The following is a 15,339-nucleotide window of genomic DNA, read 5'->3' on the forward strand; positions in this document are numbered from 1 at the left end:
TCACAAGCACCTCACGTGGAGAGTAGTTGATTTTCCGTGCTTGGAGCCCGGCGCGCACAGAACCGAAATGAATTGACGATGAGAACGCCGGACTCACCGGACGCGCTATTCACGACCGGGATAGGAATTACCCTCGGAGAGTATCCACGCCGGGTCTGGACAGGCAAATTTTTCCGGCCGTTCGGGCACAGGTTTCGCCACAATTCAACGTTCGACCGCGTGCCACGAAGAATAGCCGCGGAATCCGTACAGCAGCGGCGGTTGCCCGTCGGGCACCCGATCGTCCACTTGGTACACACGACCCAGCACGACGACGTGGTCGCCCGCCGCCACGGTGCTCGCTACCCGGCAGTCCGCGATCGCGTGCGCGTCGGAGACCAGGTGCGGCCCGCCGAACGCCGGGTCGGCGAGCCACCGGACGCGGTCGAACCGATCCGGCAGACCGGAGGCGAACAGTTCCGCGGTGGCGCGCGACCCCCGGTGCAGCAGGTTGACCGCGAACGCCGACGCGTCCAGCACCGCGCGCAACGTCGGGCTGCCGGTCCGCAGGCACACCAGCATGGTGGCGGGCTCCACCGTGACGCTGCACACCGACGAACACGTCATCCCCCACGGCGTGCCGTCGGGCTCGCTGGCGGTGACGATCGCGACGCCGGTGGGAAAGGTCGACATCAGCGCCCTGAACCGCGAGGGCTCGACCGTGGCCTCGCCGACCGCGAACGCGTCGTCGCGCTGGGGACTCGTCATGGCCGTGCCACCTCCGGTACCGGTTCCGCGGCTGCCCGCCGGGTGATCCGCTCGATCAGCCGGTGGGCGGGGCTCGCGCTCGCGGTGGTCACCAGTGCCATCACCACCAGCGCGAAGTACAGGGACGGAGTGAGGATGTGCGCCTGGTAGCCGGCCTGGAGCACGGCGAGTTCGGTCAGGCCCCGCGCGTTGAGCAGAGCCCCCGCCCGCAACGCCGCACCGGGTGGCAGGCCGCCGAACCGGGCGCCGAGGTAGCCGCCGCCGAGCTTGCCCGCCCCGGCGAGCACCGTCGCGAGCCCGATGGCGGTCCACGGCACCGCACTGGTCACGTCGGCGAACACGGTGACACCGGTGACCACGAAGAACAGCGGCACGAGCGTGCGACCGGCCCTGGTCACGATCAGGACCGGCCCGCGCCACGCCCCGCTCCCGGCGGGCAGCGCGAAGCCGACCAACACCGCGCCGAAGATCTCCGTCAGCCCCCAGTGCCGCAGCACAGCGGACGCGGCGAGCCCGGTTCCCGCCAGCGCCAGCGCGGCGCCGCGGGGGAACCGCGCGCACCACGCACCGGCCCGCGCGGTGCTCAGGAAGCGGCGCAGCGCGGCCGCGGCGAGCACCCCGGCGGCCAGCACCGCCAGCAACCGGGCGGTACCGCCGAAACCACCGGTGCCCAGCCCGATCGCCACCGCGACCAGCAACCACGACGCGGCGTCGATGAACACCGCGACGACCACGACCAGCCTGCCGATCGGGGTGTCGGAAAGGCCGTCGTCGGCGAGGATCCGTGCCAGCACGGGAACCGCGGTGACCGACAACGCCACGGCGACGAGCAGCGCCACCGCGGGCGCGGGCGCGTCCCCTCGCACGGCGGGACCGCCGCGGAGGAGCACCCAGGTCGCGAGCAGCGCGCCCGCGGCGAGCGGGACGAGGATGCCGCCCGCCGTGGTCCAGCCGACGAGCCTGCCACGCAGTTGCGCCGGCTTCACGCGGATCTCGTGCGCGACGCCGACGACGAACAGCACCAGCCCGACGTGCCCGACGAGCCGGACCCAGTCGAGCACACCCGCGGGCAGCACCGCGTCCACGAGGTGCCGCCCGCCGATCGCCATCAGCACCGGCCCGACCACGATCCCGGTGGCGATCTCGAAGATCACCGCCGGTTGCCGGAGCAGCCTGGCGAGCAGCCTCGCCACCAGGACGAGCACCGCGAGGGCGCCGAGCGCGAGTGCCGAGTGACCGGCGCGGAGAGCGATCTCGGCGGCGGTCATCACACCGCTCTGGCCTGATCGCCTTCCGGCACGCCGTGCAGCCCGGCGAAGTACTCGTACTGCGACGGAAGCCGCCCGACGAGCTCTTTCGCCCGGTCGCGCACCAGCTGGAGCTCCTTGGCCGCGTTCACCTGCTCGAACCGGCTCAGCGCGGCGGGGGCCCTGACCGGCAACCCGCCGAGGCCGAGGATCATCGCCGTGTACGAATACGGCTCGAACCCGTGGTAGTACGGGAAGATCGTGTCGGCGTCGGGCAGTTTCGCCTGCCACCGCTCGATCCGCTCGGCGAGCGCGTCCGGCACCGGCCTGGTCTTGGTGTCGCGCCAGTACTGGTTGTCCTGCCTCGCCGCGGCGTAGTAGTGCAGCACCAGGAACTCGCGCACGCCGTCCATCACGCCCGCTACCTGCCGGTTGTAGGACGCGCGGAGCCGGTCGTCCCAGTCCTCGCCGGGGAAGTGCTTCACCAGCTGTTCGATCGCGTTCTGGATGAAGAAGATGCCGGTGGACTCCAACGGCTCGACGAACCCGCTGGCCAGCCCGACCGCGACGCAGTTCCCGGCCCACGACCGCTCGCTGCGGCCGATCCGCATCCGGATGTGGTTGGCTTCGAGGTCCTCGGCCTCCGGTCCGACGAAGGCCCGCAGCGTCCGCTCGGCCTCCTCCGGAGAGCAGTAGTCGCTCGCGTAGACGTACCCGGTGCCCACCCTCCCGTACAGCGGGATGGTCCAGATCCAGCCCGCGTCCTGCGCGGTCGCCGTCGTGCACGGCCGGATCCCCCGCGCGGCCATGTCGGCCGGCACCCGCAGCGCGACCGCGCTGTCGTTCGGCAGAGTGTCCTGATAGGACTGGAACGGCACCCCGAGCGCCTTGTTCAGGAGCAGGCCGCGGAACCCGGTGCAGTCGATGAACAGGTCACCGCCGAGGTCGCCGTGCTCGCGGGTGCGCACGTGGCTGATCCAGCCGCGCTCGTCGAGCCCGACGTCGACCACGTCGTCGAGTACGTGCCGCACCCCGCGGTCCGTTCCGTACCCGGTCAGGTACCTGGCCAGCAGGGCGGCATCGAAGTGGTACGCGTACGGGAACTGGGTGTCCTGTTCGGACAGAGTGCTGCGGAACGTGCCACCGGCGGCGTGCTCGGTGAAGTCCTGTTCGAACAGGGAACCGTCGTGGTAGCGCGGCGACCTGAAGTGGTCGCAGAGGCTCGCGATGAGAAAGCAGTCGGCGTCGAACCGCTCCCCCGGACGCTGGTGCAGCCACCAGTCGGTGAGCGGGAACCCGTCGACGACCCGCAGCCGCTCGAACGGATGGTAGAAATGATGCCCGGCGGCACGCCAGTTCTCGAACCGGATCGCCAGCTTGTAGGTCGCCTGGCATTCCGGCATCCACTCGCGCTCGTCGAGTCCGAGGTAGTCGAAGAAGTGGCGCACCGTGCTGAAAGTCGCTTCACCGACGCCGATCGTCGGCACGTTCTTCGACTCCACCACGGTGACCGCGACCCGGTCCCCGAACGCGGCACTCAGGTAGGACGCCGTCATCCAGCCCGCGGTGCCACCCCCCACCACGACAACACTGTTCACCATTTCGGAATCCTTCCGCTGGTACTGCGGTCAATAGATGACCCGGGACTCGGCCGAGATCCGGTTGGCGCGCGACCTGCGGAGGTCGCGGCTGACGTTCAGGCGCCGGAGCCACCGGTCGGTCCCGTCGAAGCGAGCCCGGAACGGCTTCCGGCCGTGCACCATCCGGTAGTTGTCGACGAAGACGATGTCGCCCGGTTTCAGGACGACCCCGGACATCACCCTGTCGATCGCGGCGCAGATCTCTTCGAAGGCCTCGCGCTCCTCCGCGTCCTCGATCTCGTCCATGAACGCGGGATCGATGCGGAGGTACGGCGCGTCCGGGGCCCCGAAGAGGATCGCCACCGGTTCCGGTGCGGACAGCGCCCGCTCGACCTGCGCGTAGCTGCGCGCACGCAGATCCGCCACCTTCGGGTCGTCGTCGGCGGCACGCCCCTGGTTGCCCGCGCGGTGCGAGTGGTCCGGCTGGATGAAGAACCGCTTTTCCAGCAACACCTTCCGCGCCGCTTCGCCGATCTCGACGTCGTCGATATCGGCCATCGTGGTTTCGACGCCCTCGTGGTTGCGCAAGCACAGGAGCCCGAGGTAGTCGGTGCGCAGCGGGTGGTAGGCGTCTTCGGTGTGCCAGGTGAGCAGTTCCTCGCTGCCGGAGCCGATCTGCTCCTTCTCGTGCCCCTTGATCGGGAAGACATCGTGCATCAGGTAGCCGTCCTGCTGGGTCGCCCACGCGATCGGCTCGCCAAGCAGGCAGGAGATCAGGAAGAACGCCACGTCGTAGCGCAGCGAGGGCGACGGCACCGGCTTGTTCGCCCAGTGCGCCGGGGTGTCGCCGATGACCGCGTCGTCCACCGGAAGCCCGGTGACCACCATCGCGCCGTGGCGCTCGGAGAGCCGGTATTCGTGCACCGCGGCGCGTACCCGGCGTGGCAGCTCCTGCGCGAAGAGCTGGCTCTCGCGCTGGAACTCCGGCGATTCCACCGTCCCGTACCGCTCCGCGACCACATCGACGATCGCATCGATGGCCGCAAGGTCCTCGGCGGCCAGCCTCAGTTCCAGCACAGCTCGTCCCTTTCTTACGACGATGAGCATCTTGGTACACAGTGGACACTCTCGGCGAAGCACGGAATCCACTGCGGTGTAACGAATCCGCTCAACGGCCCATGGCCTCGATCAGGCTGTTCGGCCGCATGTCCGTCCAGTTCTCGGTGACGTAGTCGACCGCGGACTTCCGGTCGGTCTCGGCCAGCACGACCCGCCATCCCGCCGGCACGTCGGCGAAGGACGGCCACAGCGAATGCTGGCCTTCGTCGTTCACCAGTACCAGGTAGGTGCCGTCTTCGTCCTCGAACGGGTTCGTGGCCATTCGCACTCCTTGTCGGCTCGGGGATGCACGAAGCTTCGTTGAGCCGCAACGGTTGTCGCCACAAACTTGACGCGAGGGCGAAACAGCGGGTGCGCTGGGCAGGAAGGCCTTCTCCCGAAACTCGAAGGACACCTCACCCACGACGTGAGAAAGCGTCCCTCGACGCCACCCACCCCCGCGTCCGAGGATTCGCCGTGCTGGCTCAGTACACTGAATTCGCATGACCGACACCGAGTTCGAGATCACCGCGGACCTGGTCCGCGACCTGGTGCGGGAGCAGCATCCCGACCTCGCGGGGCTGACCATCCGCGAGGTGGCGGGTGGCTGGGGCAACCAGATGTGGCGGCTGGGCGACGAGCTGGCGGTGCGCATGCAGCGCATGGACCCCACCCCGGAACTCCAGCTCAAGGAGCGGCGCTGGCTCCCCGTGCTGGCCCCGCGCCTGCCGCTCCCGGTGCCGACCCCGGTTCGGTTCGGCGAACCCTCCGCACGCTTCCCCAAGCACTGGACCGTGATGACATGGGTGCCCGGCGAGCCACTCGATCACGGCACGATCACCCGCGGCACCCATGCGGCCGACGCGCTGGCCGGCTTCCTCCGCGCACTCCACATCGACGCACCCGCCGACGCCCCGATCGCCCTGGACCGCGGCGCCCACCCCCGAGACTGCGCCGACGGCTTCGAGAACTTCCTCCACGCCGTCGCCCTCGACGACATCGCACCCGAAGTCCGGGCCGTCTGGGACGACGCCGTCGCCGCCCGCGCCTGGGAGGGCCCGCCGGTGTGGGTGCACGGCGACCTCCATCCCGCGAACGCCGTCGTCTCGGACGGAACGCTCTCAGGCATCATCGACTTCGGCGACCTGTTCGCAGGCGACCCGGCGTGGGACCTCGCCGCCGCATGGGTCCTGCTACCCCAGGGCATGGCCTCGCGGTTCTTCGACAGCTACGCGCACGCGGACGAAGCAGCGATCCGGCGCGCCCGCGGACTGGCCGCCCTGAAATGCCTCTTCCTCATTCTCATGGGACAGAACGGAGACCGGGGCCTTCCCGGCGGCAAACCGCACTGGGGACCCGCCGGCCGGGCGGCACTCGATCGCGTGCTGACGGACATATGACACACGCTCGCATCGAACTCCCGGCTCAGCGAGCGTCGAGCCCGACGAGGTCCGGGTTGTAGCGCGCCAGCAGGTAGAAGGCGCGTCCCGCCATGGTCAGGCTGTCGAGCGAGTCGAGGCCGCGGTCCATCGCCGCCAGTTCGAGGTCGTCGCGGGTGACTCCCCAAAGCCCGGCGAACAGGCCGAGGATCTTCTCGGGTGCCAGGTCGTTCAGGTCCCGGTGCTGGTGTTCGGCGAACACGCGATCGTTGACCTCCCAGGCGAGTTCGACGACGCGTCGCGCTTCGGTCCAGAAAGGACGGTCGCGCAGCCGCTGGATCGCGAGTTCGTCGCGGGTCAGTCCGGGGCGTACGCGGAAGCTGCGGACGAGAAAGGTGGCCAGCCGCTCGGGCGGTGTCAGGGTGTCGCGTTCGGTCCGGGTCACCCACTGCTCGAGGAACCCGAGCCGGGCAGGATCGGCGGGGAGCCGGTAGAGGCCGCGGTGCTCGCCGTGGCGCACCGCGGTTTCCGCCAGGCCGGTGTCCGGCGCGCCCGCCCCGCACTCCTCGGCACACGCCGTCGCCAGCACCTCGAAAACCATCTCGCGGTGCAGTCGTGGGTAGCCGGGGGCGAAGAGCTGGCAGGCGCGCAGGACCCCGAGGTCGCCCTGGTGCGAGGAGTCGCCGATGCCGAGACCCGAAGCGCCGACCTGCCACAGGTGCAGAAAGGACGTCCGGTTCACCGCGGGTTTTTCGCGCGGGGCGGAGGTTTCGCCGCTGCTTGCCCGGTGCAGCACGTCCAGCAGTAGCAGCGCGTCCTCGCGTTTGGGATCGCGACGATGCGTGACGCAGTACCGCCGGATCTCCCGAACGGCTTCCCCGTCGAGCCCCGCCTCCCGCCCCGCCGCGACAAGACCATCGTAGGAACGCCTGCCGAACGGCCACCCGGCCAGCGTCGCGATCACACGCGCCGCGGTATCGCTGCCACAGACCCCGTCCTCCACCGCCCGCGACAACGTGGCCCGCATGCACACCAGCGGCTCCGACAACGCCCGGTACTCCTCCTCCGCGGTGCTGTGCAACAACGTCACCTCGTCATCCGCCGCCAGCCGCCCAGCACGGTAATCCGCGTAGATCCCCCCAATCCCTTCCATCCCAAAACAATCCAACTCCGCCGCGCGAAGCGCGCCCATACTCGAAGCGCCGAGAACCCGGACCCCCGCGCCCAGCAACGCCAGGATCTCCTTGTGCCGCACCGCACCCACCTGGTGGAAATAGCCGTCCACGATACCGGCCACATCACCCGCGCCAAGCGACAACCGCAGCAGATCACCCGCGGCCACCGGCGGCAGCACCTCGATCCCCGAATCCCCCACCAGATCACCGGCATCCGGCAAACTCGGTCCGGCGAAGAGAAGACAACGAGGCATGATCCTCCGTCCTTGCTGTGCTCAGAAGTCGTGCAGCGAGGTTCCCGGGCACACCACATGCGCGACCGGGATCCCGATCTCCGGCTGTGTCAGGTCCACGTACACCGGGACGCGACCGGTCACCCCTTCGATCCGCTCGGCGACGATCCGCACTTCCTCGTCGAGTGCGGGCACCCGGGTCGACTCGATCGCGTCGAACGGAACCGTCGAATCGTCCTGCCCCGCGAACGGCGGGGAGTCCGATGACCGCCGGACCCCGAAGACGCGAGCTTCCCGGTACGGGGCGTGGCCGATGTCGTCGCGCGCCCCCGCGATGGCCGTCGCACGGGACTGCGCCGCCTCGGTGAGCGCGCGCGAGAGGGCGACCGACGCGTCCAGGTGCGCACCGGCGCCACCGAACGTCGTCGGGAACGCGTCACTCCAAATCCGCGCGTCGAAAGCCGGGATGCGAAAGGGGTTCTCCAGGAATCGCATCTGGACGTGCACCTTCGTCGCGCGGTACCGGTCGAGGAGTTCGGCGAGGCCGGTGTCGCCGACGGTGCCCGGATCCACCAGCGGCGGCGGTCCCCCGCGCGCCGCACGTGCCATCGAGTCGCGCTCGACGACCTCGTACATCCCGTGCAACAGCGCCTCGTCCAGGGTGTTCCCGCTGGCCAAGCCGTTGCTGCTGGCGCGGAACAGCGGCGGGGCCCAGTGCCCGTCGACCCGGTAGTCCAAGCGGAGGAGATCCGCGGGCACGGCGGACTCACCGCCGCCGATCAGGTGCGCCGTCCGCCACGGCAGCAGTGCGTCCGGGTTGAGGTGGTTCCGCTTGGCCAGCGCGAGTTCGCCGACCCGGTAGCCGACGACGCGCTCCATCTCCTCGACCGTGCTCATCCGAGCGGCGGCAGGCAGCGGATTTTCCGCGTGCCACAGCTCGACCGCCTCCATCGCCGCGGAAACCCGGGCGAGCGCGTTGCTGATGCCCTTGCCCTGCGAAACGGACAGGGTACGGGAATTGGGCCTGATCGCCTGGAAGACCGGAATCCCGATCTCGTCGAGCCAGGTGACCTCCGCGACCCGGGTGATGCCGAGCCGCGGCAGCTTCGGCTCGATCCACCGCCACGTCTCCTCCGGGGTGCGACTTCGATGTGTTCCCTCGAACAGGATCTTGACCGGGCTCGGTCCCGCCGCTTCCTCGGTGCGCGTCATCCGTTACCTCGTTTCGTCTCGTGCGAGGTGATCGGGCTGGTGGCGCCGTGGGCACGGCACCACCAGCCCGACCCGGGCTCAGCGGCCGGCGAGTTCGCTGTCCGAGGCCGTCGACTCAGTGGTCAGCACCAGGTAGACCGAAACCGGGCCCTGCCTGCTGTCCGTCAGGTCCGCGTCCAGCTCGGCCGCCGTGGGCAGCACGAGGTTCTTCATGCGCACGCACTTCCTTCCTGTTCTCTCATCTTCTGCGGATTTTCCCTGGGATTCCAGGGAAACCGAGGAGCGGGAAAGGGTCTCCCGACGAACCGTCAGGCGGACGGAGATCGGTCCAGCACCGCGCCGTAGATCGCGCCGCCCAGCCATTCCTTCCGCTCGACGACCCGCAATCCGATCGCCTGGCAACTGCGCTCGAGGGTGTCGGCGTCGACGAACACCCAGGGGAACCACGGTCCGGCCTGATCCGCCAGCCGGAACCGCATGCGCTTGTTCCCCGGATAGGACCCCGGCGGTATCGCGCTGCCGTGCAGTTTCCCTGCCGGGAACCTTCGCCAATCGGTACTGGTCAGGACGATCCGCCCGCTTTCGGTCAACCACGAGGACAGCCGGTGCAAAAAGGCCGGGAGTTCCTCGACGGTGCCCGCCATTCCGCCGTTTCCGCCGACGGCGAGCACCGTATCGGCGGGACGCGGCGGAACGTGGGAGAACACGTCTTCCCGTACGCACGGGATGCCCGCCGCGTTCGCCAGGGACACCGCGGCCTCGGCCACCTCGATCCCGTACCCGGTGACCCCGCGCCGCGCGAGGATCTCCAGGTGACGTCCGGTACCGCACCCCGCGTCGATGACGTACCCGTCCCGCACCCAGTCGAGCACGCCGATATCGGCCGGTTCGTTCGCCCCCGGCTCCCGCTTCCACCATTCCAGTGGCTGTGGCATGAGCGGCAGGGTGCTGTTTTCGATTTCGACGGAGAGCGCGCCCGGCCGCTGCGCGGACCGCAAAGCCTGGTCGAGGAGATTGAGCCCCACTATCGACACCCGAATCACCGAAAAACAATCATTCGTCACACTCCTCGGCGAGCCTGACCGGAAAGTCCGAACCCTCGAAAGCCCGGACCCCGAAACGGGACGTCCGCGGGAGCGGAACCCGGACTTCCACCTTCCAGCGCCGCCGTCGGAACGTCAACGCGATTGCCCGAAAGATTCCTTTTCCGCGACGCGATTGCCCGAAGGGCGCACTTCCGATGTCCGAACGGACTCCACCTGGTGGAGCAGCCCCCTTCGTTCGGCCGAATGCCCGCGGGGCACTCGGCCGCGCAGTCCACTGTAGACTGTCCCGATGAGCGAGCCTTCCTTCACCCTCGTGCAGCTGCGCTACTTCGAGGCGGCGGCCCGGCACCTCAGCATGACCGCCGCCTCGAAGGAGCTGATGGTTTCGCAGTCGGCCGTTTCGACCGCGATCGCGCAGCTGGAGAAGGAAATGGGCGTGCAGTTCCTGCTGCGCCACCACGCCCGCGGGCTCAGCCTGACCACGGCGGGTGAGCAGTTCCACAAGCGGGTGCTGGACTTCCTCGCCCACGGCGCCGAACTGGTCGAAGCCGCGCGGCAGTCGGGTACCGAGCTGGTCGGGACGCTGACCGTCGGCTGCTTCGCCACGCTCGCGCCCTTCCGGCTGCCGATCCTGCTGGCCGAGTTCGAGACCCGGCACCCCCGTGTCCACGTGTCGCTGCGCGAAGGCGAGCACCACGCGCTCACCACGGCACTGCGCGCGGGCGAGACCGAGCTCGCCCTGGTGTACGGCTACGACCTCGACGACGACATCGACCGCGAGGTCGTCGGCACCGCCGCCCCGTACGCGCTGGTGTCGGCGGACCACCGGCTCGCGCGGCGGAAGAGCCGCAAGGTGTCGCTGCGCGACCTGGCCGACGAGCCCATGGTGCTGCTCGACCTGCCGCACAGCCGCGAGTACCTGCAGTCGCTGCTGAGCGACGCGGGCGTCGAGCCCCGGGTCCGCCACCGCAGCACCGGTTACGAAACCGTCCGCGCCCTCGTCGCGTACGGCCACGGTTTCGCGCTCCTCAACCAGCGCCCGCCAGCCGAAACCACCTACTCGGGCGCGCGAGCCGTGCCGCTCGCCCTGACCGACGACGTGCCGTCGCTGGAGATCGTCGTCGCCTCGATGCGCGGCGCCCGGCTCACCCGCCGCGCGCAGGAGTTCCGGAAGCTGTGCCGCGCCCGGTACTCGGTCTGACGCACCCGCTCACCACGTCTTGCCAGCCTGTTCCCGGACCGTGTGGTTGATCCGGTTGACCATGTTGGTCATCGCGAGGTGCAGGATGATCGCGGACAGCTGCTTCTCCTCGAACCGCGCCGCCGCCGCTGCCCAGATCTCGTCGGTCACCCCCGGCGCGCCGTCCTGGATCCGCGTCGCCGCCTCGGCCAGCGCGAGCGCGGCCCGCTCCTGCTCGGTGAAGAAGGGTGTCTCGCGCCAGGTCGCCACGTTGTGCAGCCGCTCGTCGGTCTCCCCGTGCTTCTTCGCCGACGCGATCCCGGCGAACACGCACGCGCTGCAGCCGTTGATCTGGCTCGCCCGCAGGTGAACCAGTTCGAGTACGCGCGGGTCGACACCAGCGGCGTCGACCTCCTTGACGAGGTGCGTGATCGCGGTGCTCAGGTCGGGGCTCGCGTGCTCGACCCGGAGGTGAAGCTGACCGTCGACACCGCCGACGGGGTGCTCGTCGTCCTCGGCGCCACGAAGGTCGCCTCCGGCGCTCGGCTGGCCGCCACCGCGGCCGGGCGAGGGCGGGCGGTGCTCGTCGACGGACGTCCCGGGATCGTGGCCTGGCACGAGAACGGTGCCCCGCTCTCGGTCACCGCGTTCACCGTCGACGGTGGCCGGATCACCGGGATGGCGATCGTGACCGACCCGGCCAGGCTCGCGTCGATGGCGCTGCCGGATCCGGCGTGACCGTCAGGCTTGCCGCAGGTAGCCGCGCTGGGTCGCGATGTGGTCGGCCACGAACTTGGCGTCGTGCCACACGCCCCAGATGAAGCTCGATCCGCGTCGCGCCAGCCACGGCAGGCCGAGGAAGTAGACGCCGGGTTCGGCGGAGACGCCGCGCCGGTGCCGCGGTTTGCCGTGCTCGTCGACCGCGTCGACCCGCAGCCAGCCGTAGTCGACGGCGAACCCGGTCGCCCAGATGACCGAGCCGATCCCGGCGAGGTCGAGTTCGCCGAGCGGGTCGGTCACGCTGGCCGGGTCCGGGCCGAGCACGTGAGCCTCCGGTTCCTCCGGGAGATCGAGGCCGTTGCGCGCGACGTAGGCATCGGCTTCGTCGAGCAGCGCCAGGTAGTTCGCGTCGCCGCCCGCGATGTTGGCCGCGAGGTCCGGCGCGAAGCGGAGGGTGCCGTCGTCGTACGAACCGGTCATGCCGACGAGTTCGACGCCGAGGTCCGCGAGCGCGCGGAAGTCCACTGTGGACCCGCCGCGCGCGCCGCTGACCGCGATCGTGACGTGCTCGGCCCCCGACGGCGGCGTCTCGGCGTCCCACTTGCCGAGCACGCCGAGCCACCAGCAGAAGTCGCGCCCGCGGTACCGGCGCGGCGGGCGGTCGTGCGGGCCCACGGAGAGGTACACGCGGCGCCCCGACCGGCGGAGCTCCTCGGCGATCTGCACCCCCGACGACCCGGCGCCGACCACCAGCACGGCGCCGTCGGGCAACTGCGCCGGGTTCCGGTAGGCGCTGGAGTGGAGCTGCCGCGGCCCCGCGCCGGCGGGCACGATCGGCGGAATCACCGGCCGCTGGAACGGCCCGGTCGCGGCCACAACGAACCGGGCCTCGATGACCCCGTCCGAGGTCTCCGCGCGGAAACCGGGGCGTCCGGCGTTCCTGCGCACCGACGTCACCTCGACCCCGGTCCGGACCGGCGCGGCGATCTTCTCCGCGTACGCCTCGAAGTACGCCGCGATCTGGTCCTTCGAGGCGAACGCGCCGGGCTCCAGGCCGTCGAACTCCAGCCCGGGGAAGCGGTCGTGCCAGGCGGGCCCGTTCGCCACGAGCGAGTCCCACCGCTCCGAACGCCAGCGCTCGGCGATCCGGTTCCGCTCCACGACCAGGTGCGGCACGCCGCAGGCGCTCAGGTGCTCGCTCATCGCCAGGCCCGCCTGGCCCCCGCCGACGACGAGTGCCTCCACCTCTTCGCTTGCCATCCAGACCTCCACTGAAGAACCGCTGTCCCACCGGATCCTGACGACCCGCACTACCCGTGTCCAACAGATGTTTCCGGCACGAAAGATCTGATTTTCCGATGTAGCCTGCATCACTATTTCCGATGCATTGGTCCGGAAACATCTACTGGACAGAATTCCGGTGGCGCGGTCAGGCTGTGGCGACGGCACCGCCGAACCGTCCGACAACCCCGCAGGGAAGGCCGTGAAGTGACCGTCCACCGCCGCATCCGCCCGTTCAACACGCGCGACACCTACCCCGAGCAGAACCTCGACAACGACCTCTGCCAGGCCGTCGTCGCGAACGGCACGGTCTACGTCCGCGGTCAGATCGGCCAGGACCTCGACACCAGCGAATCGGTCGGGATCGGCGACGCCGCCGCGCAGGCCGAGCAGGCGATGGCCAACATCGGCATGCTGCTCGGCGAAGCGGGCAGCAGGATGGAGCACCTGGTCAAGCTCACCGTCTACCTGATCGACCCGCGCTACCGCGAGGACGTCTACCGCGTCGTCGGCCGCTGGACGAAGGGCGTGCACCCGATCTCGACCGGCGTGGTGGTCTCCGCGCTCGCCCGCCCGGAGTGGCTGTGCGAGATCGACGCCATCGCCGTCATCCCGCAGGAGGAAAAGTGACCTTCTCGATCGTGGCCCGCGAAGTGGTCGACGGCGTCGCGCGCTTCGGCATCGCCGCGAGCTCGTCGAGCCCCGCCGTCGTCGCCCGCGTCGCGCACCTGCGCCCCGGCGTCGGCGCGGCGGCGTCCCAGAACATCACGGACCCGCGCCTCGGCGGCCGCCTGCTCGACCGGCTCGCCGCACACGGTGACCCCGAACGAGCGCTGTCCGAGGTGACCGCCGCGACGGACGACATCGGGTATCGGCAGCTCACCGTGCTCGGGCCGGACGGCCCAGGTTTCGCCTACAGCGGGTCGCACACCTTGGGAACGCACGGCGCCGCCACCGCGGACGGCGTGGTGGCCGCGGGCAACATGCTGGCGGGCAAGCACATTCCGCGGTCCATTGTGGACGCGTTCGGTGCCGCGACCGGCGAGCTGGAGCAGCGGCTCGTCACCGCGCTGCGGGCCGGTCTCGACGCGGGCGGCGAAGAGGGCCCGGTGCGCTCGGCCGGTGTCGTCGTGGTGTCCGATGTGGACTGGCGGATCACGGACCTCAGGATCGACTGGGCCGACGACCCGATCGACCGGCTGGCCGAGCTGCTCGCGGTGTGGCTCCCCCAGCGCGACGACTACGTCACCCGCGGGCTCGATCCCGCGTCGGCACCGTCGTACGGTGTGCCGGGAGATCGGTGATGTCCGCACTGAAGAACGCCGCCAGGGCACGGATCGACCGGCACGCCGACGCGCTGATCCGCCTGTCGGAACGGCTGCACGCCGACCCGGAGACCGCGTGGGAGGAGCACCGCGCCGCGGCCTCGGTCCCGGAACTGCTCGACCACGCCGGATTCGCGGTCACCTCGCACTACCTCGGCCTGGACACGGCGTTCCACGCGCGCTTCGGCAGCGGGCCGACGCGGATCGCGGTGTGCGCCGAGTACGACGCGCTGCCCGGCCTCGGCCACGCGTGCGGGCACAACCTCATCGCGGCCAGTTCGGTCGGCGCGGCCCTCGGACTGTCCGAAGTGGCCGATGACGCCGGGATCACCGTCGAGGTCTACGGCACCCCGGCCGAAGAGGGCGGCGGCGGCAAGATCGAACTGCTCGACCGCGGCGCGTTCGACGGTGTGGACCTCGCGATGCTGGCGCACCCGGCGCCGGTGGACGTCGCCGAGGCGCGGCCGTTCGCGGTCAGCCACTCGAAGATCTCCTACACCGGCAAGTCCGCGCACGCGGCCGCCTACCCCGAGGCCGGGGTCAACGCGGCCGACGCGTTCACCGTCGCCCAGGTCGCCATCGGGCTGCTCCGCCAGCAGCTCCCGGCATCGGCGCGGGTGCACGGCGTCGTGACGCACGCCGGTGACGCGCCGAACGCGATCCCGGAGCACGCCACCGGCCGCTGGTACGTGCGCGCCGAAACGCTCGCCGAGCTGGCGGAGCTGGAACCGCGCGTGCTGCGCGCGTTCGAGGCCGGGGCGCTGGCCACCGGGTGCGAACTGGCCGTGGAGCCGGAAAGCAAGCCGTACGCCGAGTTCCGCGCGGACGAGCGCGCGCTGGCCGCCTACCGCGCCAACGCGCTCGCACTCGGCCGCGAGTTCACCGAGGGCGCCGCGGCGTCGCGGATGAACCGCGCCTCCACCGACATGGGCAACGTCTCGCAGGTGGTGCCCGCCATCCACCCCTACGTCGGCATCGGCTCCCTGCCCGCGATCAACCACCAGCGCGAGTTCGCGGCGCACTGCGTCGGCGGCACCGCACAGCGGGCGCTGCTCGACAGCGCGATCGCGCTCGCGTGGACCGGCGCCGACCGCGCGGTGACCCCGTGACCGAGGA

17 protein-coding genes are annotated in these 15,339 nt (G+C 70.4%); 6 read left to right on the forward strand and 11 right to left on the reverse strand.

The genetic code is table 11. From position 1 onward, the window contains the following. Positions 1–204: 204 nt before the first annotated feature. From HUW46_RS47620 to HUW46_RS47640, 5 genes are all read right to left on the reverse strand, one after another. Positions 205–747 carry a flavin reductase family protein gene (locus HUW46_RS47620; protein WP_215545194.1) on the reverse strand — a complete coding sequence of 181 codons (543 nt, stop codon included), beginning with the start codon at positions 745–747 and terminating at the stop codon, positions 205–207. Then, a complete protein-coding gene (locus tag HUW46_RS47625; protein ID WP_215545195.1) occupies positions 744–2,015 on the reverse strand; it encodes a cation:proton antiporter in 1,272 nt (423 codons plus the stop codon). The genes HUW46_RS47620 and HUW46_RS47625 overlap by 4 nt, the downstream gene beginning before the upstream one ends. After that, positions 2,015–3,595 carry a tryptophan halogenase family protein gene (locus HUW46_RS47630; RefSeq protein WP_215545196.1) on the reverse strand — a complete coding sequence of 527 codons (1,581 nt, stop codon included), beginning with the start codon at positions 3,593–3,595 and terminating at the stop codon, positions 2,015–2,017. Before HUW46_RS47630 ends, HUW46_RS47625 begins: the two co-directional genes overlap by 1 nt. A 27-nt stretch (positions 3,596–3,622) precedes the next feature. Next, positions 3,623–4,651 carry a guanitoxin biosynthesis L-enduracididine beta-hydroxylase GntD gene (gene gntD, locus HUW46_RS47635; protein ID WP_215545197.1) on the reverse strand — a complete coding sequence of 343 codons (1,029 nt, stop codon included), beginning with the start codon at positions 4,649–4,651 and terminating at the stop codon, positions 3,623–3,625. 91 nt (positions 4,652–4,742) lie between these two features. After that, complete coding sequence (locus HUW46_RS47640; RefSeq protein WP_215545198.1) at positions 4,743–4,955, reverse strand: MbtH family protein; 213 nt, start codon at positions 4,953–4,955, stop codon at positions 4,743–4,745. 220 nt (positions 4,956–5,175) lie between these two features. On the opposite strand from HUW46_RS47640, the gene HUW46_RS47645 reads away from it, so the two are divergent. After that, positions 5,176–6,072: an aminoglycoside phosphotransferase family protein gene (locus HUW46_RS47645; protein WP_215545199.1), complete on the forward strand. Its 897-nt coding sequence runs from the start codon at positions 5,176–5,178 to the stop codon at positions 6,070–6,072. 25 nt (positions 6,073–6,097) lie between these two features. Here the strand turns inward: HUW46_RS47645 and HUW46_RS47650 are convergent, their stop codons facing one another. The 4 genes from HUW46_RS47650 to HUW46_RS47660 form a co-directional block, all read right to left on the reverse strand. Beyond that, on the reverse strand, positions 6,098–7,480 hold the full coding sequence (locus tag HUW46_RS47650; protein ID WP_215545200.1) for a TfuA-like protein: 1,383 nt from the start codon (positions 7,478–7,480) through the stop codon (positions 6,098–6,100). A 21-nt stretch (positions 7,481–7,501) separates the two neighbouring features. Next, positions 7,502–8,671, reverse strand: a complete 1,170-nt coding sequence (locus HUW46_RS47655; protein ID WP_215545201.1) for a YcaO-like family protein — start codon at positions 8,669–8,671, stop codon at positions 7,502–7,504. 78 nt (positions 8,672–8,749) lie between these two features. Next, complete coding sequence (locus HUW46_RS48860) at positions 8,750–8,884, reverse strand: hypothetical protein (RefSeq protein ID WP_256451411.1); 135 nt, start codon at positions 8,882–8,884, stop codon at positions 8,750–8,752. A gap of 95 nt (positions 8,885–8,979) precedes the next feature. Continuing rightward, positions 8,980–9,606, reverse strand: coding sequence for a class I SAM-dependent methyltransferase (locus HUW46_RS47660; protein ID WP_215545202.1), 627 nt, complete (start codon positions 9,604–9,606; stop codon positions 8,980–8,982). Positions 9,607–10,006: 400 nt separating this feature from the next. Here HUW46_RS47660 and HUW46_RS47665 point away from each other — a divergent pair, with 400 nt between their 5' ends. Beyond that, complete coding sequence (locus HUW46_RS47665; protein ID WP_215545203.1) at positions 10,007–10,918, forward strand: LysR substrate-binding domain-containing protein; 912 nt, start codon at positions 10,007–10,009, stop codon at positions 10,916–10,918. A 9-nt stretch (positions 10,919–10,927) separates the two neighbouring features. On the opposite strand, the gene HUW46_RS47670 is transcribed toward HUW46_RS47665, so the two are convergent. Continuing rightward, entirely contained in the window at positions 10,928–11,341 is a 414-nt protein-coding gene (locus tag HUW46_RS47670; protein ID WP_215550524.1) for a carboxymuconolactone decarboxylase family protein, read from the reverse strand. Between HUW46_RS47670 and HUW46_RS47675 the strand changes: the two genes are divergently transcribed. After that, a complete protein-coding gene (locus tag HUW46_RS47675) occupies positions 11,264–11,635 on the forward strand; it encodes a hypothetical protein (protein WP_215550539.1) in 372 nt (123 codons plus the stop codon). The two genes, HUW46_RS47670 and HUW46_RS47675, sit on opposite strands and share 78 nt — an antisense overlap. A 3-nt stretch (positions 11,636–11,638) precedes the next feature. On the opposite strand, the gene HUW46_RS47680 is transcribed toward HUW46_RS47675, so the two are convergent. After that, the gene (locus tag HUW46_RS47680) at positions 11,639–12,877 is read right to left on the reverse strand and encodes a flavin-containing monooxygenase (RefSeq protein ID WP_215545204.1); all 1,239 of its coding nucleotides are present in this window, start codon (positions 12,875–12,877) and stop codon (positions 11,639–11,641) included. A 228-nt stretch (positions 12,878–13,105) separates the two neighbouring features. On the opposite strand from HUW46_RS47680, the gene HUW46_RS47685 reads away from it, so the two are divergent. Genes HUW46_RS47685 through HUW46_RS47695 form a run of 3 tightly spaced genes read left to right on the forward strand, consistent with a single transcriptional unit; the run spans position 13,106 to position 15,332 of the window. Then, positions 13,106–13,528, forward strand: coding sequence for a RidA family protein (locus tag HUW46_RS47685; protein ID WP_215545205.1), 423 nt, complete (start codon positions 13,106–13,108; stop codon positions 13,526–13,528). Next, positions 13,525–14,202, forward strand: coding sequence for a DUF1028 domain-containing protein (locus HUW46_RS47690; RefSeq protein WP_215545206.1), 678 nt, complete (start codon positions 13,525–13,527; stop codon positions 14,200–14,202). Before HUW46_RS47685 ends, HUW46_RS47690 begins: the two co-directional genes overlap by 4 nt. Beyond that, a complete protein-coding gene (locus HUW46_RS47695) occupies positions 14,202–15,332 on the forward strand; it encodes a M20 family metallopeptidase (protein WP_215545207.1) in 1,131 nt (376 codons plus the stop codon). Before HUW46_RS47690 ends, HUW46_RS47695 begins: the two co-directional genes overlap by 1 nt. The last annotated feature ends 7 nt before the right edge of the window (positions 15,333–15,339 follow it).

This window comes from Amycolatopsis sp. CA-230715 (genome assembly GCF_018736145.1).
Lineage (GTDB): Bacteria > Actinomycetota > Actinomycetes > Mycobacteriales > Pseudonocardiaceae > Amycolatopsis.